Genomic DNA, 21,672 nt, shown 5'->3' with positions numbered 1-21,672 from the left:
GGATTGAAGTGAATGAAGGAAAGAACTGTTCCGAACAGTTCTTTCCTTGTTCATTTCTGCTTGAAACCATAAATAGCAAGAGAGCATGAATAAATATCTTTATTCCTAAATAACTACATCATAAAAAGTCGGAAATGGCATCATTTTGAAACTTATGCTTTAGACGTTGTGATTGCTTATTATCGGTGTTATACTGGCATTCGTAATTATTTATTCGTTTTTTCGCATATTTACTTTTGCATAGCCATCGGACGGGTTAAGCCCGCTCCACATCGATTAAATAGAGGCAGGAGAGATGATCATGAAGAAGGTTTGGACAGTAGCGATCGCGGCCATGCTGGTGCTGACCGCATGCGGCCAGAAGGGCAACGTCGAAAGCAATGCGGGCGGTGCCGCGAACACGGGCGCAGCCGAGAATACGAATGCGGGCACGGAGCAAAAAACGCTGGTGCTCGGCACGAGCGCGGATTATGCGCCGTACGAATTCCACAAAACGGTTGACGGCAAAGACACGATCGTCGGCTTCGACATCGAGATCGCCAAGGAAATCGCCAAGGATCTCAACGCGAAGCTGGAAATCAAGGACATGGACTTTGACGGCCTGCTGCTGTCGCTCAATACGGGCAAAGTCGATTTCGTCATCTCGGGCATGACGCCTACCGAGGAGCGCGCCAAAGCCGTCGACTTCTCGAAAATCTACTATATGGCCGATCAAGGCGTGCTCGCCAAAAAAGGAAACGAAGGAAGCTTCAACACGCTGGACGATCTGAAAGGCAAAAAAATCGGCGTCCAAAAAGGTTCGATCCAAGAAGGGATCGCCAAAGAAATCGAAGGCGCCAAGCTGACTTCGATCGCCAAGATCCCGGAACTGATCCTGGAGCTGAATTCGGGCCGCGTGGACGCTCTGATCCTGGAGAAGCCGGTTGCCGACCAGTACGTCAAAGCCCAGGATACAGTCGCCCTTACGAATGTGAAGATCGAGCAATCGGCAGATGAAGCGGGCTCCGCCATCGCCATCAAGAAAGGCAACCAGGAGCTCGTCGATTCCATCAACAAAACGATCGACCGTCTGAAGGAAAGCGGAGAGATCGACCGCTTCGTCGTCGAAGCCAATGAACTGGTCGGAAAATAAGGAACGGATGGTGCGAATAAAATGAATCTCGATTTTTCCGCACTCAACGGATACTGGTCTTACTTTGTGGACGGAGCCTGGCTTACGCTCCGTCTTTCCGTTTTGGGAGTGCTGTTCGGCACTTTCTTCGGCGTATTGCTTGCCCTTGTCCGCCTTTCCCGGATCTGGGTGCTCAAATTCCTGGCGGTAACGTACATCGAGATCATCCGCGGCACCCCTATGCTCGTGCAGATTCTGATCATCTACTACGCGCTGCCTACGGTCGGCATCAACCTGCCGGCATTCGTCGCGGGCGTCGTCGCCTTGACGATCAACAGCGCCGCTTATATGGCGGAAGTATTCAGGGCGGGCATCCAGGCCATCGACAAAGGCCAGACCGAAGCGGCCCGCTCCCTCGGGATGTCCCGCGGCATGACGATGCGGCTCATCGTGCTGCCGCAGGCTTTCCGCAACATGCTGCCGGCCATAGGCAACGAGCTTATCGTCATCATCAAGGATTCCTCGCTCATTTCGGTCGTCGGCCTCGCCGAGCTGCTGTACAACGCCCGGACGATCCAGGGCGTCACGTTCCGCTCGTTCGAGCCGCTTTTGGTCGCAGGCGGCATCTACTTCATCATGACCTTCACGCTGTCCCGCCTGCTTATCTTGCTTGAGAGGAGGATGGGCCAACGATGATTGAAATTCAAGAGCTCCGCAAGTCGTTCGGCAAAAACGAGGTGCTGAAGGGCATCAGCTCGACCATCAGCAAGGGCGAGGTCGTAGCGGTCATCGGCCCGAGCGGCTCCGGCAAGAGCACGTTCCTGCGCTGCCTGAACCGGCTCGAGGAGCCGACCGGCGGCACGATCCGCTTCGAGGGCCGCGACGTGACGGGCGCCCAGAAGGATCTGAACTCCATCCGCCAGAAGATGGGCATGGTGTTCCAGCACTTCAACCTGTTTCCGCATATGTCGGTTCTGGACAACCTGACCGTGTCTCCGCGCAAGGTGAAGGGGCTCGGCAAGGAAGAGGCCGAAAAGATCGCGCTTGAGCTGCTGCGCACGGTCGGCCTCGAGGACAAGCGCGATGCCCGTCCCGACAGCCTGTCCGGCGGCCAGAAGCAGCGCATCGCGATCGCCCGCGCGCTCGCCATGCAGCCGGATGTCATGCTCTTCGACGAGCCGACCTCCGCGCTGGATCCCGAGATGGTCGGCGAAGTGCTCGACGTCATGAAGAAGCTGGCCCAGCAGGGCATGACGATGATCATCGTCACCCATGAGATGGGCTTTGCCCGGGAAGTCGCCGACCGCCTGATCTTCATGGACGGCGGTTATATCGTAGAGGAAGGCAATCCCCGTGAGGTGTTTGCCGCACCGCAGCATGAGCGCACGCGCGAATTCCTTTCCAAAGTTCTATAAGCGGGGACTGAGCATCAACCGAACCATGAAAGCCCTGGGGCTTTCATGGTTTTTTTGCCTTCCTGTCCATCGATCCTGTTCCGAATCCGCTTCTGCCTGAAGATCATCGGAACGGCGAGGCGTTAAGGCAGCACCGAATCAGCTCGAGGATTTAAGGTCTTTGATTTGCTCGATATGCCGCTGCTCATGCAGATACAGCAGCTCAACCCATTGATCCAAGGGCAGATCGCCGAACCGGGGATGATTCACAGCTATTTCCTTCAACTTGGACTTAGGTTCGATACTATCCAGAAAGCCGATGAAATTTGATCGGGAATCGTTCAATTGCTGGACGATCTGAGCAACCTGAAAGGGGCCGGCATCGGGTTCCGAGACTTTGGGGGCTGGAAATTTCTCGGACCGGTCCGAGACGCTCTGAATCGGTTTTCGGGCGGGCTGCAAACGGTCGCCATGTTCAACTCCGAAGGAAAGGGCTTTGAGGAACAGCTTTTCCGTCTTCAACAAGTGGTGGCATACCTGAGCGATGCTCCACTTGCCGCTCCCGGCCATCCCATTGAATTCATCGTCGGTCAGAGCTGAGATCTCCTGCAGCAGCTTCATTCTTGTTGCGTGCAAATAGGGCTTCAAATCCTCCATGCTCTATCGCCTCCATATACGGTTGGTCCTTTCAGCCCATTGTACATCAAGGTATTAGGACTTGGTACTAATATTCAAGAGTACTTGTCCACGGGATGAATCGACCTTTCTTTCGCCGTCCACAACGACGGCATTTTTTAGCTTGCGCTCATTGATAAATATCCCAGATTTCGCAACATTTCCATCGGAACTGCGTTTTACTCTAAGTGCGATAAGCGACTCGGCCTTTTTTTACCGATTAGAATCAAAGGAGACCCGATCCATGAAACCGATGAAATGGCTGCTCATGCTTTCCTTGTTATTGCTTCCTGTGTACGGCGGCAGCGCGAATGCCAGCCCTCTGGACGGAGCCCAGACGCTCGTTCTGACCAAAAACAGCACCAAAATGATGATCAACGGCGCTCCTTACAACGCGGTGCAGCCGCTTACGATCAGCAAGGACTACTCCTACGCCGCCTTCAGCTCGCTTGCCAAGCTGTACGGCTATCAGGTCTCGTACGATGCCAAGACGAAGGAATCCATCGCGATCAGCGCCAAGGGCGAGATCCGGTTCAAGATGAACACGAAGGATATCCTTGTCAACGGCACGAAATGGACGGGAGAAGCGCCCGCCTACTCCTTGAAAGGATCGCTCATGATTCCGATCCGCACCTGGGCGCTCATATCCGAGAGCAAGATCGCCTTCTCCGGCAAGACGGTCACGCTGACCTGGCAGCAGTCGACGCCCAGCGCAGCGTTCCAGGTGACGCCGCAGCCTCTGTACGCTGGCGATCCTGTCCAATATGTGGACCAATATGCTTCGCCGGCCGGGCTGCCGATGCAGAATGAAGAATGGACCGGCCGCCAGGATGTATTCGCCGCGGCGGGAACGTATACGGTGACAAGGCGTGTTCAGGATTCCGCCGGCACCTGGAGCGATCCGTACTCGGTGACTGTGCAGGTCCTTCCGGTGAACATGCCGCCGGTGGCGGACTTCTCGACAGACAAGACAGTCTACCGTCAAGGCGAGCAGGTTCAGTTCACGGATCTCAGCACGGACGACAACAACGCGATCGATCCGGCCAAGACGAAGTGGACCGGGCGCCAGCTGGGCTATTTCGAGCCGGGAGAAAAAACAATCACGCTGAGCGTGACGGATACGCAAGGCCTCACCTCGACGGTGAGCAAGACGATCACCATTTCGAATGAAGTGCTCTACACGGAGACGGAGTTCGGCATGCTGTTCACTCCTGTCGGAGAGAAGTACAAAGTGGACGGAGGAGCGGTGCTGAGTATTCCGACTTTGTCTTATGATTTCCAGTCGGAGCCGTCCCGGATGATCCGGAGCAACAGCCCGGAGCTGTGGAAGCAGGAGGGCATCGCGTACGATGACCAGTTCTCCGGCAATATCCGCTTCCTCTTCCATAACAAGAACACGCTCAGCTACAATGTCCGCATGTACCTCGTCGTTACGAACGAAGGCAATATGCCGGCGAACTTCAGCGTGGGAGCGGTCGGCACCGGCGGACCGGATCCGTCCGAGATCCGTACCGGCAAGCTGTCCACTGTGCGTTACCTGAGTGCTCTGCAGGCCAATGGCGCAGCGGTGACGACGCAGGTGAAGCCGGGACAGTCGCTGAAAGTGCTGCCGCAAATCTCCGAGTCGGCGATCAAGCCGGGAATGGTGTACTCGGCCTACGCGGATGTCGCCGCCGACCAGACGCTCCGCTTCCGCGTCGTCGTTGTCGCGGACGGCAAGGATCCGCTGCAGAACCTGGATTCCATGGAGCTGATGCCGGCCGACGGAATCCATACGCGCGGCTCTTTCAACAATACGACCCGCGACATCCAGATCGACGGCGTCCTCGGCACGAAGGACGAGCGCGTCGTGCTCGGCGACAACGTGCTGGATCCCTACCTGGACGGCTACGACAACACGACCGGAACGCTGCAGTACAATGTCGGCAATTTCGGCGTCCTTTACAAAATGAAAGTGACCTTGGCGCCGCGCACGATCGTCTCCCTCAATCCAAGGGGAGGATTGTATGCGGGAGGTTTCCTCGTCAACGGGCAGCTGGTGCCGGTTACGAACAATGACCAGCTGAAGGACCAGAACGAAGCCGCCGTCATCTACCGTTCCGGAAACACGCAGGAAACGGTGGAGCTTGTCTACATGATCGCCTCGGGCAGCAACCTGCCGATAACGATGATGTTCCAGCCGATGCCGGCTGTGAAAGGCTGATCGATCCGGTTCAGGCCTGATCCAAGGTTTGATTCAAAGCCGCAAAAAACCGTCCGGTTTTCCGGACGGTTTTTGCTTTTCCCAAACGATGGCATGTACGGAGGTAAGCGGATGTCATCGCGCTCCGACGCGGCTGGATCCATCCAAGGAGCCTGGCCATTCTCATATGGCCAGGCAGGGCGGTCGCTGGCGTTATTGCCGTCCCGGCCGGATCTTGACCCCTTATCCTGAAGCCTTACCGCAGAGGCCTGCGTTCCGCGTTTGTTTCCTTCCTGGCGACGGCCATGCGGTAAGCCTCCAGGCTTGCTTGCAGAAAGGCTCCTTCATCGGCAGTCAGCCCCCGGAGCTCGACGTTGAGACAATCGGGGAGGGAGCCGGCGGCCGCTTGCAGTCCGAGCAGATCGTCAGAGGACACCTCGAACAGCCGGCAGAGGCGGGCAAGCATCCGAAGATCCGGTTCGTTCACGTTGTTCTCGTATTGGGAGACGGTCGACTTGGCGATTCCGAGAACGTCGGCCAGCTGCTGCTGCGTCCATCCTCGAACAAGCCGCAGCTCCCGGAGCCGGCCTCCGATAGCCGGCTCCGGAGCGGAGACGGGGTGGTCAGGCTTGGACATGGCGCCATCATTCCTCCGATCGAAAAAAGGCGGCCGGGAGACGGCCGCTCGTTTTTCTATTGTACCGGAGAACGGGCACGCTTGCGACTGCATGCTTGGATGAAACGACTGGCTTCGATGAGGCAGCATTCACATCTCGGCAGGCAGCTTGCAGACAGCTCGCAGACAGCTCGCAGACAACTCGCAGGCAACTCGCAGGCAGAGAGCAGGCGGCTCCCTGACTGGGCGCTGCGGCAGCTGAGCTCCCATGATGTTCCGACGGCTGCAGGGCGGATCGGGCTTGCCTGTGGTTGCTACTTCCCGCCTTCGCCCGGAAGGCTCGGAGAAGGACACCAGCCGATCGGATCCATGCACATGGCGTCGACGAATTCGGGCTCCTCCAGCGCGAGCGCGCGGAAGTAGCTGCTCAGCACATGGTTTCCCGATATGCCGCCGCCTTTGAAATCAAGCTCGCTCGAATGGCGGACATGCGAGTAATAGTAGATCGTCTTGGTTCGCGGATCCTGATAGACGAGCGGAGGCAGGTGGACGACGATATCGTCCTTGTTGGCGATGCGGAAGCTTTGGGGAACCGCCTTGTTGTATGCGGCGACGAATACCGGATTGCCGACACGGGGCGCTGCGAACGTATACACGACGGGAGCGGAGAAATCGCTGTTCTCCGCCAGATCGACCGCCGCCAGGGTGGCCAGCGCGCCGCCGAGGCTGTGTCCGGTCACGAACAGCGGATTGCCGGCCGGAGCTTGGCGCAGCAGCTCCATGACTTGCGGCCTGGCGCTGCGGTACAGCTCCGTGAATCCGCGGTGAGTAGCTCCGCCTTCGGGGATGAGATCGAAGTCCACCTGATCGGCCATGAAATCGGTGATCCATTCCAAGGTGGAGCTGGTGCCGCGGAAGGCGAGAATGGAAGCGCGGGCCGACTTCGCGACAAATCCGAACGGCTGGGAATACCCGTTCAAGCCTCCGGCTTGAAAGGTGCCGACAAGCTCATATTCCTCCGGAAGCCGGATCGTTCCCATGCCTTGGAGCTGCATATAAGTCTGCCCGCACATCGCCGCGAGAAAGAGAGCGGTGCGGGGATCCATCTCCGGGGAGGCGCTGCTCAGTTTGACCTCTCTGCTCACGCTTCCAACTCCTTTGCCGCTGTATGCTTGTGTATGCATTATATGCAGACGGCCAAGGATATGCGCCTATGGACGAGGGCTGGGAGCGGAGAATAAGCGCAGACGGAGATGTGCCGGAATGAAACCTGGAAAGCACCCCCGCGCTTCTGCCGGCCTACAGATGCTCGATCAAATCTCCGGCAATCAGGGAGGCCGGGAAGCGGCGGACGGCTGCGGCGCGGTCTCCCGCCGCTCCATGGCGCCAGACGCCGAGAGCGGCTGCGGCTGCCGGGCTCTTTCCTTGGGCGAGCAGACTGCCGATGATGCCTGCGAGCACGTCCCCGGTGCCGCCGGTCGCCATGCCCGCATTGCCGGTCGGATTCACGAAGCAGGTGCCGTCCGGAGCCGCGATGACGGTGCGGACTCCCTTCAGAACAAGCGTGACCCCGTGACCGGAGGCGTAGCGCCGGGCTGCTTCGATGCGGTTCCGCTGCACTTCCGGCGTGGACCATCCGGTCAGTCTGGACATCTCGCCGGGATGCGGGGTGAGGACGACGCCGCCCTGGCGGCGGGGCCAGGAAGCGAAGTCCTTTTCTGCGGCGAGATGGTTCAGCGCATCGGCATCCAGCACGAGCGGCAGCGATTCCGGCAGAGCTTCCCACAGCCGTCGCAGCCAGCCGGGAGGAAGCTTGCCGAGGCCGGGGCCGAGGACGAGCGAGTCCATCTCCGCAGCCGCGGAGGCGAGCTCGACGGGATCGACTTCCTGCCAGCCGCCGCTGCCTCCATCGTTAAGCGCAGCCAGCATGAGCTCCGGGCGCAGGCCGATGACGGCTTCCGCCATGCGGTCCGGCAGCGCCCAGGTGACGAGACCGGCTCCTGAGCGCAGCGCGGCTGTCGCGCAGAGCAAGCCGGCTCCGCTCATGAGGCGGCTTCCCGCAGCCGTCAGCACATGGCCGTACGTCCCTTTGTTGCTGTCGGCCTGACGTCGGTCATCCGGCTCCTCCCCCAGCGCATTCCGCAGCACGCGTTCAGACAGCATATGGACGGCTGGCAAGCCCAGGGCCGCAGCATCGAGAGAGGCGCCGATCGGAGCGACGAGGACGTCGCCGGCCATTCCGACGCCTGGATATTGGGCCAGGCCGATCTTGGCGAGGCCGAAGGCGACGGTAGCCGAAGCCTGGATGCAGGGATCCGATACGGCGCCTGTATCCGGTTCGACGCCGCTCGGCAGATCGGCCGAGACGATCGGCAAGCCGCTGCCGTTCGCTTCGCGGATCAGCGAGGCGACGGGCTCGCGGAGCGGGCCGGAGACCGTACCGGTTCCGAGCAGGGCATCGACGATGCCTCCGAAGCCGTTCCAGTCGATTGCGCCCGGCTCGTAGACTTGTTCATCCGGCTGGAGCGCAGCCGGAAGCTTGTGCAGCAGCCGGCGCTGGCGGACGGCTTCCTCGTCCAGCTGCTCCGGAGGAGCGGAATAGACGATGCGCGCCGGCACGCCGAGCAGCGCGAGATGCCTGGCGGCCGCGAGGCCGTCCCCGCCGTTGCGGCCCTTGCCCGTCAGAATGGCCCATGGCCGTACCTCGCCGCTGTTGCTGATCGTATGGACGCCGGACCGGCAGCTGCGGACAGCGCCTGTGCCCGGACTTCCCGGCAAGCGCCGGGCATACGGGCCTTCAAGCTCATGGCCGAGGGCGAATCGGTATACCGCCTCGGCCAATGCGCGGCCGGCGTTCTCCATCAGAGTCGCCGCCGTCAGGAGACCGCCTTCCATCGCTTTCTCTTCCAGGCGGCGCCTTTGCTGTGCGGTTGCGAGATTCATAGTCATCTCCTCCTTCTCGAGGCTGCTGCTTCCCTACCTCTCTTACCCTGGTTCGGATTCCTTCAATAAAATCCTTGTTCCGGAACGCAAAAAAAGCTTCCGCTTCCCGAAGGAAGCGAAAGCTTTCCGGCGTAGGCCCGTCCGGGACCGGACGGGCTTCGGCCTGCTGCTTATCCGTTCGCGCTGCCCCGTTAAGGGGTTGTTCTCCGGCCCGTAATGAGCGAGATGACGAACAGGATCAGGAAGATGAAGAAGAGGACCTTGGCAATGCCTGCCGCTGCGCCGACGATGCCGCCGAAACCGAAGATTGCCGCCACGATGGCGATGATAAGGAAAATAACTGCCCATCTCAACATGGGATTCACCGTACCCTTCATAAGTTAGTTTACGGATTCGACAGCCGGGCAGGACTGGATGCCTGCCCTTCTGTCAAACCCGCCGGACGACTGTGCCGTCCGCTGTTGTAGCAGTATTAACCGAGCCCGCAGGGGCCGAAACAACAGAGGGCATGCCTAAATTTTCCTACATCTATGACAAGATATTGCGAGAGACAAGGGCATGACGAGATAGGGCGGGAGAAAGGGGCGGGAGGCGCGACATTGCCCAGGACGCAGGGATGGATATCTCCTTCTGCATAGGCGGAATGCCGGCAGCCGCGGACAGGAGGAGGAAGAAAACGGCTTGATTGGATCGGCGGCCTGACGGGTAAAGACGTAAAAATCAAGCGGGCAGTCGCATGACCGCCAAGGAGGAAATGAAATGAGCATGATCTTGGAGATCAGCGTACTGATTATCGCCCTTTCGATCGCCGTTCTCGTCGGATTTTTGGTTCAGACGCTGCGCAAAGCCCAGCATTCGCTGGAAGCGGCAAGCGGAGCGATCCGCGAGGTTCAAGGGGCCGTCAAGGAATGGAAGGGCGATGTGGATGCCCTCGTCGTGAGCGTCAAGGATTTGACAAATCAGGTCAACCACCAGATCGATGCCGTCGATCCGTTGATGGCTTCGGTTCGCGAAGTCGGCAAGACGGTGCACGAAGTGGCGTCGGCCGCGCGGGAGTTCTCCTCCGGCTGGACCAACAAGCTGCGCCGCAAGGCGCATGAGTCGGCCGTTCATGCTCAGCTGGAAGAAGGCGCGGCAAGCGCGGCGGCTGCATCCGAGAAATCTTTTAGCGGCGCGGCTGCCGCTTATGCCGGAACGGCGGTCCCGCTGCGGTCCGGTACGCCGGCGACGGGAGAACGCCCGTCCAAGGTTCCCGTTCTTGCGGAGGAAGCTTCTTCCTCTCCGGCATGGGTAGGCTGGCTGGATGTAGGCATTCAGGCGGCGCGCCTGCTTCGTGCAGGCAAGAGCAAGGCGTAAGCAAGCGGCCAGCCGGCGGAAGGCTTCCGCTGGCTGGACTTTATCGGCTACATGGGCTACCATTAGGACAGAAAAAAGGCGGCAGAGGGACAAATCTTCCTTCTGTTTTTGCCATGATTTCCGGGGAGATTACATTAACATGCGCATAGTAGTAGTAGACGACAACGCGATGAATATAACGGTCGTTCAGGAAATGCTCAAGCGGGCCGGATACAGGGATATCCGGGCAGCCTCCTCGGGCATGGAGCTGTTCTCGATTCTCGGCTTGTCCGAGAATGGGGAAGAGATGCGCGAAGGAGCGCCTGATCCTGGCGTCGATCTGATCCTTCTGGATATGATGATGCCCCGCATCGACGGCATTGCGGCATGTCTGGCCATTCAGGCATCAGAGCGGCTTAGGGATATTCCTGTCATCATGGTGACGGCCATGGGTGACTCCAAGAAGCTGGCCGAGGCGCTCGATGCCGGTGCGATCGACTACGTCACCAAGCCGATCAACCGGATCGAGCTGCTCGCCCGAATCCGCGTGGCGCTGCGGCTCAAGCAGGAGAAGGATTGGCATAAGGAGCGCGACAGGCGCATCCGCGAGGAGCTTCAGCTCGCGAAGGAAGTGCAGTCGGCCGCACTGCCCGCCCGCCTGGAGGAAAGCGGCATCCGGATCGACGCGCTCTATCAGCCGTCCGAGGAGCTCTCCGGCGACCTCTATGCCTGGAACCGGATCGATGAGAACCGCTACGGCATCGCCGTCATCGATGCGATGGGCCACGGGATCTCTTCTTCTCTCGTCTGCATGTTCATCGCTTCCGTCCTGCGGGACGCGATGGTGACGAGAGTGGAGCCGGTCCGCGTCATGGAGGAGCTCAACCGGCGGGCGCTGCAGCTGCAGTTCGCCGATCAGCTCATCCAGTATTACTTCACGGCTCTCTATCTGGTCGTGGACCTGGCCAGCGGCACCGTCGAGTATGTCAATGCGGGCCACCCGCCGGGCATTCTGGTCCGCTGTGATGCCGCCCTTCCGCAGGAGAGGCTGTCCGGCGGCGGCATGGCGGTCGGAATGTTCGAGGACGTCTCCTTTACCAAGCATGTCCTGAAGCTGCAGCCGGGCGATCAGCTGCTGCTGTTCACCGACGGCCTGCTCGAGCTCGTCACCGGCCCGGAAGAGAGCCGGCTGGATACGCTGCTGGATCATTTGGCCGGCACGGTGCGCCATACCGGATCCCTGCAGGAGCTGGTGGGCGGAGAAGAAGGACTGGAACGGCCCGATGACTGCTGTCTGGTCCGGATTCAGATCAGCTGAAGAGGCTCCTGTCCAGCGAATCAAATGAGAAAGGCTGCACGCCTGTCATCCGGGGATGACGAGCTTGCAGCCTTTTTGCATCCGATTCAGCGCTTCTTGATCCATTTGTACCAGACATAGTAGACGAGAAGGGGGGTAGGGAAATGAAGAAGGCCCCAGATGCCCCAAAACCAGCGGCTGCGTCCCCGGCGCCCCGCATCGATGAACAGCCAGGTGCTCTGGGCCAGCAGCAAGGTGAAGACGAGGATCCAGACATAGATCGGCACATCGCTGATGGAAGGGTTATTCCTGCTCATGGGCGGCAGCCTTTCTTCCGGAAGCAAGCTTGAGCGCGCACGCGGCAGCCGCTCCGACGGTAACGAGAAGCTGGGCCGCGAGATAAGGAACGAGCGCGAACGCGGCTGCGCAGAATACAACCCCGAGCACGAGCGCGGCGACGCCCCAAAAGAGGAGGAGATCGCGAAGCAAAGCCTGGCGCTGTCTCGCCTGGACGGTTCGTACAAGCCCCTCCAGCTCGCTCAGGCCGGGGCTCCCTTCATCCGGCACCTCCCGGTCCAGCTGCCGCAGCTCGCGGACAAGTCTCGCTTCGACATCCATTTCCATGCCGTTCGCCGATTCCTTCTCATCCCATTCCTTCATGGGCATCCAGCTCCTTCCGCAGGCGGGCCAGACCGTGATGGACGCGCGACTTGGCCGTCCCCGGCGATACGCCTGACATCGTTCCGATTTCTTCGTACGAATAGCCGTAATAATGCTTGAGCAGCACGGCGGCTCGATGTTCCACCGACAGCGCCTCCAGCGCCTCCAGCAGCTCGATGGACAAGCCGGGACAGGCTTGCTGCAGGCGCAGCCGTTCGGAGTCCCGGTACGCCCTCAGCCAGCGACTTCTCCGGTCCTGCTTGCGCCTGTCGTCGAGAAACGCATGAGTCGCTATCTGCAGCAGCCAGGTTGTGAATTTTGCTTCCGACCGGTAGCTTCTGATCCCTTCAATGGCTCGGATCGCCGTTTCCTGAGCCAAATCCTCGGCATGAGGAAGGCTCAGCGTAAGCTTGATCAAGTACTTTTTCAAAAAGGGATAATGCTCGTGAAGCAGCGAAGCCAGCGCTTCCGGGCTGCCCTTGCGTGCGAGAGCTTCCCGGCTGCCCATAGAAATGTCCGCAGCAAGCTTGCTTGAATCTGTCATCTTCGCTCCATCCTGACCCGCCGGCGTTTTTGGCCCGCCTCGGCTTGTTTGTTGTCGGCCGTTAGTATATTTGTCGCCTGCCGGCGTTGAAACGTTCACCGGGAATCAAAAAAAGAATAAACGCTTTGCATCGCGCAAAGAGGTTTATTCTTCTTCGGATGGAGACCCCGGATAAGGCCGCCGGCTGCGACCGCCCGCGGAAGGCGATTTCCGGAACTTGCGGCGTTGACGGCGCTCGGGAGCCCGTGCGGCCGATCTGGAATTCGGAGAAGCCGAAGCCGAGGAATCGCCGGAAGGAGTCGACGGCCGGTCGGTGAGCAGATCGCCGGTCCAGCCTTTGTGCCACAGCCAGGCATAGAGAGCGCAAGTAACGGCAACGACGGCAACGCACATGATGATGAAGCCCCATTCGGAATTTCGGCCCGGCAGATGATGGAAGTTCACGCCCCACAAGGTTCCGGCGATGGTGGACGGAACGAACAGGGCGGTGAAGATGGTCAGCGTCTTCATGATGTCGTTGCCGCGGAAGTTCGCGATCGCGTCGTCCATGGCGATCAGCGTGTCCATCTCCGACGTGTAATGGGTCAGCAGCGAGTCGATCCGCTCCAGCTTGTAGCTGAGCCGCTGGAAGGAGGCCGACTGCACGATACCATCCATGAACGCTTCCTTGGCGGCGTCATGCACTTCGCGGACGGGGAGGAAGAGATGATTCCAGTGAAGCAGGTCATGGCGCCGCTCGAAGATGACGGGCAGCAAGGCGGTCCGGTTGCGGTTATGCACCGCATTCTCGAGTCCGGTCAGCCGCCGCTCGAATTCGTCGAGGCCGCTGTGGAACACCTCAAGGGCGGCGCTCAGCAGAACGGCGAAGCCTTCGGGAGCGGTGGCGCAGCGTTCCATCGATTCGGACCAGGCGGATGTCTGCAGCCGCAGCGGCAGCCGCAGATCCTCATGCCAGGTGACGAGGCGCGATTCCTGCAGCCAGAAGTGGAGAGGGCGGGTGTCGCGTCCTTGCTCCGACAGCTGGATCATCAGCGTGCCGGAGAGAATGGAGACGCCGCCGCCTTCCTCCGTGTACGAGACGAGATTGTGGCGGCGCTCCGAGGCTTCCCGAATCCATGAGCTGCAAAAAGGAAGCTCTCCGCACAGCCTGGACGTCTGCTCGGCGCGGCCTTCCTCGGCCGCAGCCTCCACTTGATCCGACGGGCCGGGAGGAGGCGCCGGGGTTCGCGACTTGCGGCTTCCGAGAGGGGGAGGAGGTGCTTCATCCGTGCTTCCCGGGGCTGCGGAATCCCGCTGCTCTTGAATGATATGCCATTCCCAGCCTGCCGCATAACGGAGCTTGCGGTGAATCATCGGCGCGCCTCCTTCCATGATGAATCGATCTTCAACATCATACCCCGAAGAGGTGCTGCTTACAACCGGACTCCGGGCAAGATGAAAAAACCGCATCCGGCAAGCCGGATGCGGCCAGTGAAAGACGATAGGAGGGCAAGAGGCGCCGAATCAGGCTTCATCATAGGCTTGTCCGTCTTCCGACAGGAGCCGTTTGAGCTTGTCGATGGCTCTCCTCTGTATGCGCGAGATGCTCATCTGGGAGACGCCTAGCCGATCGGCGATGAGACGCTGCGGAATGCCTTCCTCGAACGCGAGCATAAGCACCTGCTGCTCCTCCGGCTTCAACTGCTGGAGAGCAGCCTGCAGGTCCATCTTCTTGTCGACGGAATCGAAGTCGTCCGCCTGGGAGCCGATCAGCTCGCCGAGCGTCGTCGTGCTCTCGTCCTCCGATATCGGCGTATCGAGCGAAATATAATGATACAAGTCGCGGCCGCCGAGTATTTCCAGCGTTTCCTCGGTCGTAAGCTCCATCCGCTCCGCAATCTCTTCTACCCGGGGAGACCGCTCGAGGCGTATGGTCAGCTCGTCGATAGCCTGCTGGACGGCAATCCCTTTTTCCTTGATCCGCCGCGGAACCTGAATATACCAGGATTTGTCCCTCAGGTAGTTCTTCATATGGCCGATGATGCTTTTCATCGCATAGGGCTCGAACTGGACTCCCATCGAAGCGTCGAACTGGGCGAACAATCGAAGCAGGGCCATCTGGCCTACCTGATACAAGTCTTCGTATAGATCGGGCCGATTCCGCGCGATTTTGCCGGCTGCCATCTTGACCATCGGTTCGTAATGGGTGATAAGCAGCGTAGCCGTATCGTTGTTGGGATTGCTTTGATATTCCAAAATCAAGGCCGTGCCCGCTTGCGGCGATTGGCTAGCCGGGTTCATGGTCATGCCAATTCCCCACTTTTTACCAGACGTTTGGTAAGAACGACCTCCGTCCCGATCTCGCTGCGCACTTCGACCTCATCCATAAGCGCCTGCATCAGGTAGAGACCGAGTCCTCCCGCCTGAATGTCATGGATGGACTTGCCATGCAGAGGCTCCGCTTTTTGAGCGACGGAAGCGGCGTCGAAGCTGGCTCCTTCGTCCTTGACGATGATCGACAGCGCATCGGGGGTGCGGACGAAACGGATCTCCATTTCACCGGCTCCGTCCGAATCCGCGTGCCCCGCATATGCATAGAGCACAGCGTTGTTGCAGGCTTCGGATACGGCGACCTTCATATCTTCGATTTCTTCATACGTGAAGCCGACTTTGGTCGCGACTCCGTACAAGGTAAGACGAATCAGATCCAAATATTCGGATCTCGCCGGGAGGCGTAGAACAATTTTCTCTTCTGCAGAATTCATATCTTTTTTCGGTCCTTTCTCGGCGCAGGCGGAATTCTTAGGATTTGGTCAAAAAAGGAGTGATGCCGGTCATATCGAACAGCTTGCGGATACCCGGAGGGATGGCTTCGACCTCGAAGGGGGCGTTCTTGGCATGACGGGCTTTGAGCACGGAGACGAAGATGCCGATTCCCGTACTGTCAATATATTTAAGGTCACTCAGGTTAAGGATGAGCTCGCGGTCGGTCAGCTCCATAAGGGGAGCCATGGCGGCTCTGAGCTGGGACGCGGAGTCAAGGTCAAGCTCTCCGCTCAGGTAGACGATGCAGCGTCCTTCCTGAGTTTCGGTGCGCAGTTGGAACTTCTCGTTCTGGTTCATAGATCCCTCTCCTGATTAAGTGTCATAACAAAATGATTTCATTAAATGCTCATACAGCATAAATAACCTGTCCGTGGACATCTGAAACAGCTTTTGAACCGGTTTATCCATAAATATATTCTTTCCAGCGGCAGTTTTTCCTTCCAGAGGCATGGGTAATGAACCCTAAGCGAAATCGCAAGCGAAGGGAGGAACCGCATATGGATAACCGCAACGTACAAGTCGAAGAACGGCATGTCGAGCATAAGTCGGACTCCAGCATGGTAGCGGCCACATTCATCAAATACGCCGCTTACATCATCATCTTCTTCGGAGTGCTGTACTTCCTGATCCGCTATATCATCCCCATGTTCTGATCCGGTATGCGCCATGGCTCCGCGCGGTCCGCATGGGGCGGACACCGCGGGGGAATAGTGAGAATCGGCCCTACAATTTTGAATTGAAGGAGGAAGTCAGAATGAGCAAGACGATTGCTGTTTTCGACAATCAGGAAAATGCCGTCAAGGCGGTTCAGGCGCTCCGGAGCGGAGGATTCGCGCCGGATGAGATCAAGGTTCTCGGACGGGACCGCGACTCGATCCGCTTCATCGAATCCGACACCGACGTCCATGCCGACGAGCTCCAGGACATCAAGGAAGCCCGCCGCAACGACTCGGGAGCTTACCCGCTGGATCGAACGGGCTTTGTCGTCGGCGCCGCGCCGTTCGGCGGCAATACCATTTCCAGCGGCGGAGCGCCGTTTTTTGCCGGCGGATACGTGCTTGCCGACGATGTCATCGGCGGAGATACGCCGTTCGAGTCGATCTTCAAGGAGCTTGGGCTCAGCGAGAGCCTGGCCGAAAAGGCGAGGGACGCCGTTGCGGAAGGCGGAATCGTATTGATCGCCGATCGCGAGGACGGGTCGGACAGCGTCTACGAGGCCGATGGTCCTTCCCAGGATACGCTGGCCGGAGCCGAGGCGATCTTCCGTTCCAATGGCGCCACGACGATTCTGACCTAAGGAATGCCTTGCCATGCGGCCGCCTGCGGGCGGCTTTTTTGCGTTGCAGCCGAATCGCATTTATATAGAAGAAACAGCCCTACAGATGCTGTACGGGGTCAAAAACGAGCCTAAACGGAAGCAGGAGGCCTCTTTTGCGGACAATAGTCCGGTAGGCGGCGGCTCAGCCGGTTTGACGCTCCAAACGTTTTAGAAGTAAAATTTAATTCAATGAGTTAATTTCCGGGCCCTAACGCCTGGGTATAGAGAGAAAGCGAGAGTGGTGAAAACCGTATGAGTACCGCAAGTCCAACCGCTGCGGGAGGAGCAGCCGGATTCAAAAGAGCTCCTCTGGTAGCTGCATTGATTATAGGAGCTTTCGTGTCGCTGCTCAACCAGACGCTGATCAATGTCGCCCTGCCCCAAATGTCCGAGGATTTGAACATCACGACGAACACGGCCCAGTGGCTCACGACGGGCTTCATGCTCGTCAACGGCATCCTTGTTCCGCTGAGCGCTTATTTGGTCGCCCGTTTTTCAACGAGGCTGCTGTTTATTTTATCGATGGTTCTGTTCTGCATCGGCACCGTCGTCTGCGCCGTCGCGGGAGGGTTCCCGGTCCTGCTGACGGGCCGCTTGATCCAGGCCGCCGGCGCCGGCATCCTCATGCCGCTCATGAACGTCGTGTTCCTGACGATCTTCCCGGTCGAGAAGAGGGGCCAGGCGATGGGCATGATGGGCATCGCCATGATTTTCGCGCCGGCCGTCGGCCCGACGCTGTCGGGATGGGTCATCCAGCATTACAGCTGGCCGGTGCTCTTCTACATCGTCCTGCCGATCGCACTTGTCTCGCTCGTTCTCGGCATTTTCCGCATGCGCAACGTGCTGCCGCAGTCCAAGCCCGTTCTTGATTACTGGGGCGTCGTCCTGTCGACCACCGGCTTCGGCGGCCTTCTGTACGGCTTCAGCGAAGCCGGCACGAAAGGCTGGGACAGCCAGCTCGTCCTCTGGATGCTCATCATCGGGGGCGTCAGCCTCGTGCTGCTCGTATGGCGGCAGCTCGTCATCAAGAACCCGATCCTGGAGTTCCGCGTCTTCAAATTCGATATGTACACGCTGACGACCATCATCAACATTCTCGTGACGATGGCCATGTACGCCGCGATGATCCTGCTTCCTCTGTACCTGCAGAAGATTCTGGGCTTCACGCCGATGAAGGCCGGTCTGCTGCTGCTTCCCGGCGCGATCCTCATGGGCATTATGAGTCCGGTCACCGGCATCATCTTCGATAAAGTCGGAGCCCGCTGGCTCGCGGTCACCGGCCTTGCCATCACGGTCGTGACGACGTTCGAATTCAGCAGGCTGACCGACAACATGAGCTATACGCATCTGATCTGGCTGTATACCGCCCGGATGTTCGGCATGTCCATGCTCATGATGCCGATCATGACCGCGGGCCTGAACCAGCTCCCAAGGCGGATGATCGCATACGGAACGGCGATGTCCAATACCTTGAGGACCGTTGCCGGCGCTCTCGGCACGGCGCTGCTCGTGTCGATCATGAGCAGCAGCGCGAAGAGCAAGGGCGCCGAGATGATCACCGCCGCAGGACTTGATCCGAAGGACGCCGCGAACGCCAAAGCCGTCCTGCATATCACCCAGGAAGCGACGATCCACGGCATCAACCTGGCCTTCCTGGTGGCGACCTGGATATCCGCAGCCGCGCTCGTGCTGGCGTTCTTCATCCGCAAGACACAGCCGCATGTCGAGGTCACCTCGACACCGGACAGTCCCGCGAAGCCTGCGGGCTCCGCCCAGACTCCGGCAGCAAGCTCGCAGCAATAAAAAAAGAACGTTAAAAAAACCTCCTTTGTCCGTTCCACGGGCAAAGGAGGTTTTTTACGTCATATTCTCCCCGGACGGTCGAGGGCGACAAGGCTGGCCAGCGGATGCTCGAAGCCGAGGATGAAATCGCGGAGAATGGATGCCCCCAACATGCTGTGTACGGTTCCGTTGCCCCCGTAGCCAAGGCAGTAGTAGACGTTCCTCCAGGCAGGATCGCGGCCGATGAAGGGGAGATTGTCCAGCGACTCTCCGAACGCCGCGCTCCATCCGTATTCGAGCGTGCTGTCCAGCATGGGGAACATGGAGGCGAGGCTGCGGGACAGCTTGTCCATCCGGCGCAGGCGCTCCTGCCCGTCATGGACAGGAACGGCCGTCGGCTCGTCCAGGCCGCCGATGACCACTCTCCCCTCGGGAGTCGTACGGACGTAGAGGTAAGGACGGGCCGTCTCCCAGATCATCATGCGCTCGTGCCAGTCTGCGAACGATGACTGCACCGGCGTGACTCCGGCAAAGGAGCGGTTGATCTCCGCTTTGAGGAGCTTTCCCCTCAGCTCTTCGGGCTCGTAGCCGACGGCATAGACGACATGCTCGGCCTCGACGATCGAGCCGCCTGCCGTCTCCAGCCGGTGGACTCCATCGGTGCCGGTCGCATGCCGCGCCACCTCGGTTCCTTCATAGACGGCCGCTCCGTTCGCCGCCGCTTCCGCGGCAAGGGCATGAACCAAGCGGAAAGGGTTCACTTCCGCATCGCCCCGGGTCACGACCGCTCCCGGACCGGAAAACGGGAAGCGGGACCGGATATCCTCGGCACTCCAGTAATCGACGGGAAATCCGGCTTCATGCAAGGCTTTATACTCCTCCTGCACGCCCGCAAGGTCCTCCTCCGTGGAAGCGAGGTAGAGGCTGCTGCGGCGGCGGAAGCCGGGGTCCGCCGGAAGTGACCCTGCCACCTGGGCGAGGCGCTCCACCGATTCCTTGCATGCGCGGTAAAAGCGTACCGCATCCTGCTTGCCGATCTGCTCCATCAGGCGGCAGAGCATGATGTCGTTGGAAAACTGCAGCAGGCCGGTATTGGCCGCACTGCTTGCCCCGGCGACGGTATCCCTTTCCAGCACGCAGCATGAGATGCCGCTCCTCGCAAAGAGAAGCGCGCACAGCGCGCCGGACATGCCCCCCCCGATAATAGCAGCCTTCACCTTCGCATGGCCTTCAAGGGCGGAGTAGGAAGGAACGGCAGCAAGCGTATGAGGCCAATACAGGGTTCCAGCGTGATGGTCTTTCATGGCGGTGCACCTCCCGCCTTATTATGAACGATTACGCTGAATTCATGAGGATACGCCAAAAAGCGGCGCCGTCCGATGATGGACAGCGCCGCTGCTTGGGGGGGGGTCAGTCCTGGGCCGGATCGGGAACGAGCCCATCCTCTTCGAGCTCGGAATTGGTGCGCATCCTTTCCATGTCCTTGCCGAGCCGCTTCATATCCTGCTCGTCCTGAACCATGGAGCCGTTGCGCGCATCCTCGATATCCCGGTGCTTGCTGCCGGCCTGGCCGTCAGGCTGGGGGAATTCCTCCCGGGTGCCTCCGCTCATGGCCATCGCCCTCCTTAGTTGTTGAAGCTGGAGTTGGATTTGGTGATGGAAGGGGTGTCCTTCATCGCCTTGTCGTGGTTGTCGGAAGCTTCGCTCTTGATGTTGTCCATATGCCGGGTCGTCTCCGAAGCGACCTTCTGCGCATGGTCCTTCACGTCCGCCACGGCATCCTTCGTTTCCGCGATCGCGGTCGCCGCCGTTTCCTTGATGGCATCCTGCTGGATCAGCGCCGCATCCTTGGCCTTGGCGGCCAGCTCCTGAACCTTGGAGGTGAGGGCGGAAGCCTTCTCGCCCGCCGTGCTTGCGACGCCCTTCGCCTGCTCGGAGAGCATGGCTCCCTGACGCTTGGCGTATTCAGCCGCATCCGAGGATTTGCGGGCGAGATCGGAGCGGAGCTCCTTGCCTGCCTTCGGTGCGAACAGCAGTGCCGCCGCCGCGCCGATCGCGCCGCCGATCAGAAGTCCCTTTGTCATTCCGCCGCTTTTTGCCGTTGTTTCGTTTGCCATATCCGTTCATCTCCTTCAAGTGGTTGTTGTTGATTTTATAAACGTCTGCACGTCCGTTGAAACCTTAATTGCGGTCGCCGGCAGAAGGTTATCTTTGGAAGGAGTGGTGAACGGGCCGCCCGGACTGGTATAATGAATCGTCATGTTGAACGCTGCCGGAGCCGGACGGTTTGAACCTGCGGAGAGCCGGCAGAATATGAAGGTAGGATAACGTCCCGCGGGCAGGCAAGTCCGGCCGCGGGGGACGGGAAGGATGCTGAGGATGGAACAACGTAACGAAGCTTTCCGTGACGGCGTGGAGCTGTCCATGACGACGAGAGGGGAATGGAAGGAGAACAGCCATGCCGGGCATCTGGCTGCGCGGCATGCGTCCGGCGCGCCGGCCGCGAGCGCCGGCGATGCCGGGTCGGTCTCCTTCATGCGCTCGACGGCGAAGCCGCTGCAGGCCGCGGCAGGCATTGCGGCGGGCTTGATGGAGCATTACGGGCTCCCGGAAGGCGCGATCGCCCTGATGTCCGCATCGCACCGCGGCGGGGAGCAGCATGTCGAGCTGCTGGAAAAGATGCTGGAGCTGACCGGCGTCCGCGAGGAGCAGCTTGCTTTCCATCCCGATTATCCGCTCGGCCGGAACGAACGGGATGAGGCCATGCGCAGGCGGCTGCCGCCGCGCAAGCTGTACCATACCTGCTCAGGGAAGCATATCGGCCTGCTCGCCTTTTGCCGGATGAACGGCTGGCCTCTGGAAGGATATACGGCTATGGATCATCCGCTGCAGCGGGAGCTGCTCCGCCATATCGCCCTGTTCACGGATATGGACGAGAGCGCTATCGGACGCGCCGTCGACGGCTGCGGCCTGCCTGTATTCATCGTTCCTCTGGAGAGGCTCCCCCCGG

Annotated in this window: 25 protein-coding genes; 10 read left to right on the top strand and 15 right to left on the bottom strand. The window is 59.6% G+C overall.

Annotation, left to right across the window (positions count from 1 at the left end; translation table 11 throughout):
* The first annotated feature begins 301 nt into the window (after nucleotides 1–301).
* From VE23_RS11285 to VE23_RS11275, 3 genes are read left to right on the top strand one after another with little or no spacing between them, the layout of a single operon-like run.
* The gene (locus VE23_RS11285) at nucleotides 302–1,132 is read left to right on the top strand and encodes an ABC transporter substrate-binding protein (protein ID WP_049867993.1); all 831 of its coding nucleotides are present in this window, start codon (nucleotides 302–304) and stop codon (nucleotides 1,130–1,132) included.
* Between the two features lie 21 nt (nucleotides 1,133–1,153).
* A complete protein-coding gene (locus VE23_RS11280) occupies nucleotides 1,154–1,807 on the top strand; it encodes an amino acid ABC transporter permease (RefSeq protein WP_021879402.1) in 654 nt (217 codons plus the stop codon).
* Nucleotides 1,804–2,526 carry an amino acid ABC transporter ATP-binding protein gene (locus VE23_RS11275; protein WP_021879403.1) on the top strand — a complete coding sequence of 241 codons (723 nt, stop codon included), beginning with the start codon at nucleotides 1,804–1,806 and terminating at the stop codon, nucleotides 2,524–2,526. The genes VE23_RS11280 and VE23_RS11275 overlap by 4 nt, the downstream gene beginning before the upstream one ends.
* Nucleotides 2,527–2,664: 138 nt before the next feature.
* Here the strand turns inward: VE23_RS11275 and VE23_RS11270 are convergent, their stop codons facing one another.
* Nucleotides 2,665–3,162 carry a DinB family protein gene (locus tag VE23_RS11270; RefSeq protein ID WP_048749035.1) on the bottom strand — a complete coding sequence of 166 codons (498 nt, stop codon included), beginning with the start codon at nucleotides 3,160–3,162 and terminating at the stop codon, nucleotides 2,665–2,667.
* Nucleotides 3,163–3,424: 262 nt separating this feature from the next.
* On the opposite strand from VE23_RS11270, the gene VE23_RS11265 reads away from it, so the two are divergent.
* Entirely contained in the window at nucleotides 3,425–5,383 is a 1,959-nt protein-coding gene (locus VE23_RS11265; protein ID WP_048749036.1) for a stalk domain-containing protein, read from the top strand.
* 235 nt (nucleotides 5,384–5,618) lie between these two features.
* Here VE23_RS11265 and VE23_RS11260 read toward each other — a convergent pair whose 3' ends face one another.
* The 4 genes from VE23_RS11260 to VE23_RS25455 form a co-directional block, all read right to left on the bottom strand.
* Nucleotides 5,619–5,999: a helix-turn-helix domain-containing protein gene (locus tag VE23_RS11260; protein WP_021879406.1), complete on the bottom strand. Its 381-nt coding sequence runs from the start codon at nucleotides 5,997–5,999 to the stop codon at nucleotides 5,619–5,621.
* A 293-nt stretch (nucleotides 6,000–6,292) separates the two neighbouring features.
* Nucleotides 6,293–7,123, bottom strand: coding sequence for a lipase family protein (locus VE23_RS11255; protein WP_232313272.1), 831 nt, complete (start codon nucleotides 7,121–7,123; stop codon nucleotides 6,293–6,295).
* Between the two features lie 154 nt (nucleotides 7,124–7,277).
* Nucleotides 7,278–8,921, bottom strand: coding sequence for a bifunctional ADP-dependent NAD(P)H-hydrate dehydratase/NAD(P)H-hydrate epimerase (locus VE23_RS11250; RefSeq protein ID WP_049867992.1), 1,644 nt, complete (start codon nucleotides 8,919–8,921; stop codon nucleotides 7,278–7,280).
* Between the two features lie 191 nt (nucleotides 8,922–9,112).
* The gene (locus VE23_RS25455) at nucleotides 9,113–9,277 is read right to left on the bottom strand and encodes a DUF1328 domain-containing protein (protein WP_048746322.1); all 165 of its coding nucleotides are present in this window, start codon (nucleotides 9,275–9,277) and stop codon (nucleotides 9,113–9,115) included.
* Nucleotides 9,278–9,680: 403 nt separating this feature from the next.
* Between VE23_RS25455 and VE23_RS11245 the strand changes: the two genes are divergently transcribed.
* Together VE23_RS11245 and VE23_RS11240 are read left to right on the top strand one after the other, a co-directional pair.
* The gene (locus VE23_RS11245; protein ID WP_021880232.1) at nucleotides 9,681–10,277 is read left to right on the top strand and encodes a DUF948 domain-containing protein; all 597 of its coding nucleotides are present in this window, start codon (nucleotides 9,681–9,683) and stop codon (nucleotides 10,275–10,277) included.
* 139 nt (nucleotides 10,278–10,416) lie between these two features.
* Nucleotides 10,417–11,574: a PP2C family protein-serine/threonine phosphatase gene (locus tag VE23_RS11240; protein WP_048748213.1), complete on the top strand. Its 1,158-nt coding sequence runs from the start codon at nucleotides 10,417–10,419 to the stop codon at nucleotides 11,572–11,574.
* Between the two features lie 86 nt (nucleotides 11,575–11,660).
* Here VE23_RS11240 and VE23_RS11235 read toward each other — a convergent pair whose 3' ends face one another.
* The 7 genes from VE23_RS11235 to VE23_RS11205 form a co-directional block, all read right to left on the bottom strand.
* Nucleotides 11,661–11,870, bottom strand: a complete 210-nt coding sequence (locus tag VE23_RS11235; RefSeq protein WP_048748214.1) for a hypothetical protein — start codon at nucleotides 11,868–11,870, stop codon at nucleotides 11,661–11,663.
* The gene (locus VE23_RS11230; protein WP_048748215.1) at nucleotides 11,857–12,213 is read right to left on the bottom strand and encodes a YxlC family protein; all 357 of its coding nucleotides are present in this window, start codon (nucleotides 12,211–12,213) and stop codon (nucleotides 11,857–11,859) included. The genes VE23_RS11235 and VE23_RS11230 overlap by 14 nt, the downstream gene beginning before the upstream one ends.
* Complete coding sequence (locus VE23_RS11225) at nucleotides 12,197–12,757, bottom strand: sigma-70 family RNA polymerase sigma factor (RefSeq protein WP_048748216.1); 561 nt, start codon at nucleotides 12,755–12,757, stop codon at nucleotides 12,197–12,199. The genes VE23_RS11230 and VE23_RS11225 overlap by 17 nt, the downstream gene beginning before the upstream one ends.
* 144 nt (nucleotides 12,758–12,901) lie before the next feature.
* Nucleotides 12,902–14,110 (bottom strand): magnesium transporter CorA family protein, encoded by a 1,209-nt coding sequence (locus VE23_RS11220; RefSeq protein WP_048748217.1) that lies wholly within the window; start codon nucleotides 14,108–14,110, stop codon nucleotides 12,902–12,904.
* A gap of 150 nt (nucleotides 14,111–14,260) precedes the next feature.
* Nucleotides 14,261–15,043, bottom strand: a complete 783-nt coding sequence (locus VE23_RS11215; RefSeq protein WP_094248204.1) for a sigma-70 family RNA polymerase sigma factor — start codon at nucleotides 15,041–15,043, stop codon at nucleotides 14,261–14,263.
* Complete coding sequence (gene rsbW, locus VE23_RS11210) at nucleotides 15,040–15,501, bottom strand: anti-sigma B factor RsbW (protein WP_021880238.1); 462 nt, start codon at nucleotides 15,499–15,501, stop codon at nucleotides 15,040–15,042. Before rsbW ends, VE23_RS11215 begins: the two co-directional genes overlap by 4 nt.
* A gap of 37 nt (nucleotides 15,502–15,538) precedes the next feature.
* Nucleotides 15,539–15,859, bottom strand: a complete 321-nt coding sequence (locus tag VE23_RS11205; protein WP_021880239.1) for an STAS domain-containing protein — start codon at nucleotides 15,857–15,859, stop codon at nucleotides 15,539–15,541.
* A gap of 200 nt (nucleotides 15,860–16,059) precedes the next feature.
* Here VE23_RS11205 and VE23_RS27010 point away from each other — a divergent pair, with 200 nt between their 5' ends.
* The 3 genes from VE23_RS27010 to VE23_RS11190 all read left to right on the top strand — a co-directional run bounded on the left by VE23_RS27010 (nucleotide 16,060) and on the right by VE23_RS11190 (nucleotide 18,683).
* The gene (locus VE23_RS27010) at nucleotides 16,060–16,215 is read left to right on the top strand and encodes a hypothetical protein (protein ID WP_021880240.1); all 156 of its coding nucleotides are present in this window, start codon (nucleotides 16,060–16,062) and stop codon (nucleotides 16,213–16,215) included.
* A 101-nt stretch (nucleotides 16,216–16,316) separates the two neighbouring features.
* On the top strand, nucleotides 16,317–16,859 hold the full coding sequence (locus VE23_RS11200) for a general stress protein (RefSeq protein WP_021880241.1): 543 nt from the start codon (nucleotides 16,317–16,319) through the stop codon (nucleotides 16,857–16,859).
* 273 nt (nucleotides 16,860–17,132) lie between these two features.
* Nucleotides 17,133–18,683, top strand: coding sequence for a DHA2 family efflux MFS transporter permease subunit (locus VE23_RS11190; protein WP_048748219.1), 1,551 nt, complete (start codon nucleotides 17,133–17,135; stop codon nucleotides 18,681–18,683).
* Between the two features lie 59 nt (nucleotides 18,684–18,742).
* On the opposite strand, the gene VE23_RS11185 is transcribed toward VE23_RS11190, so the two are convergent.
* The 3 genes from VE23_RS11185 to VE23_RS11175 all read right to left on the bottom strand — a co-directional run bounded on the left by VE23_RS11185 (nucleotide 18,743) and on the right by VE23_RS11175 (nucleotide 20,779).
* A complete protein-coding gene (locus VE23_RS11185; protein WP_049867990.1) occupies nucleotides 18,743–19,966 on the bottom strand; it encodes an NAD(P)/FAD-dependent oxidoreductase in 1,224 nt (407 codons plus the stop codon).
* Nucleotides 19,967–20,072: 106 nt separating this feature from the next.
* Nucleotides 20,073–20,273, bottom strand: coding sequence for a hypothetical protein (locus tag VE23_RS11180; protein WP_021880245.1), 201 nt, complete (start codon nucleotides 20,271–20,273; stop codon nucleotides 20,073–20,075).
* A 14-nt stretch (nucleotides 20,274–20,287) separates the two neighbouring features.
* On the bottom strand, nucleotides 20,288–20,779 hold the full coding sequence (locus VE23_RS11175) for a YtxH domain-containing protein (protein WP_021880246.1): 492 nt from the start codon (nucleotides 20,777–20,779) through the stop codon (nucleotides 20,288–20,290).
* A gap of 262 nt (nucleotides 20,780–21,041) precedes the next feature.
* Between VE23_RS11175 and VE23_RS11170 the strand changes: the two genes are divergently transcribed.
* Nucleotides 21,042–21,672: asparaginase (locus tag VE23_RS11170; RefSeq protein ID WP_198156160.1), on the top strand; the 631-nt coding region annotated here is incomplete at its 3' end.

Origin of the sequence: Paenibacillus sp. D9 (assembly GCF_001188365.1) — a bacterium.
Taxonomy (GTDB): Bacteria; Bacillota; Bacilli; order Paenibacillales; family Paenibacillaceae; genus Paenibacillus_O; species Paenibacillus_O humicus.
Note: the sequence above shows the minus strand (reverse complement) of the source record. Positions and strands in the feature narration are given on the sequence as shown.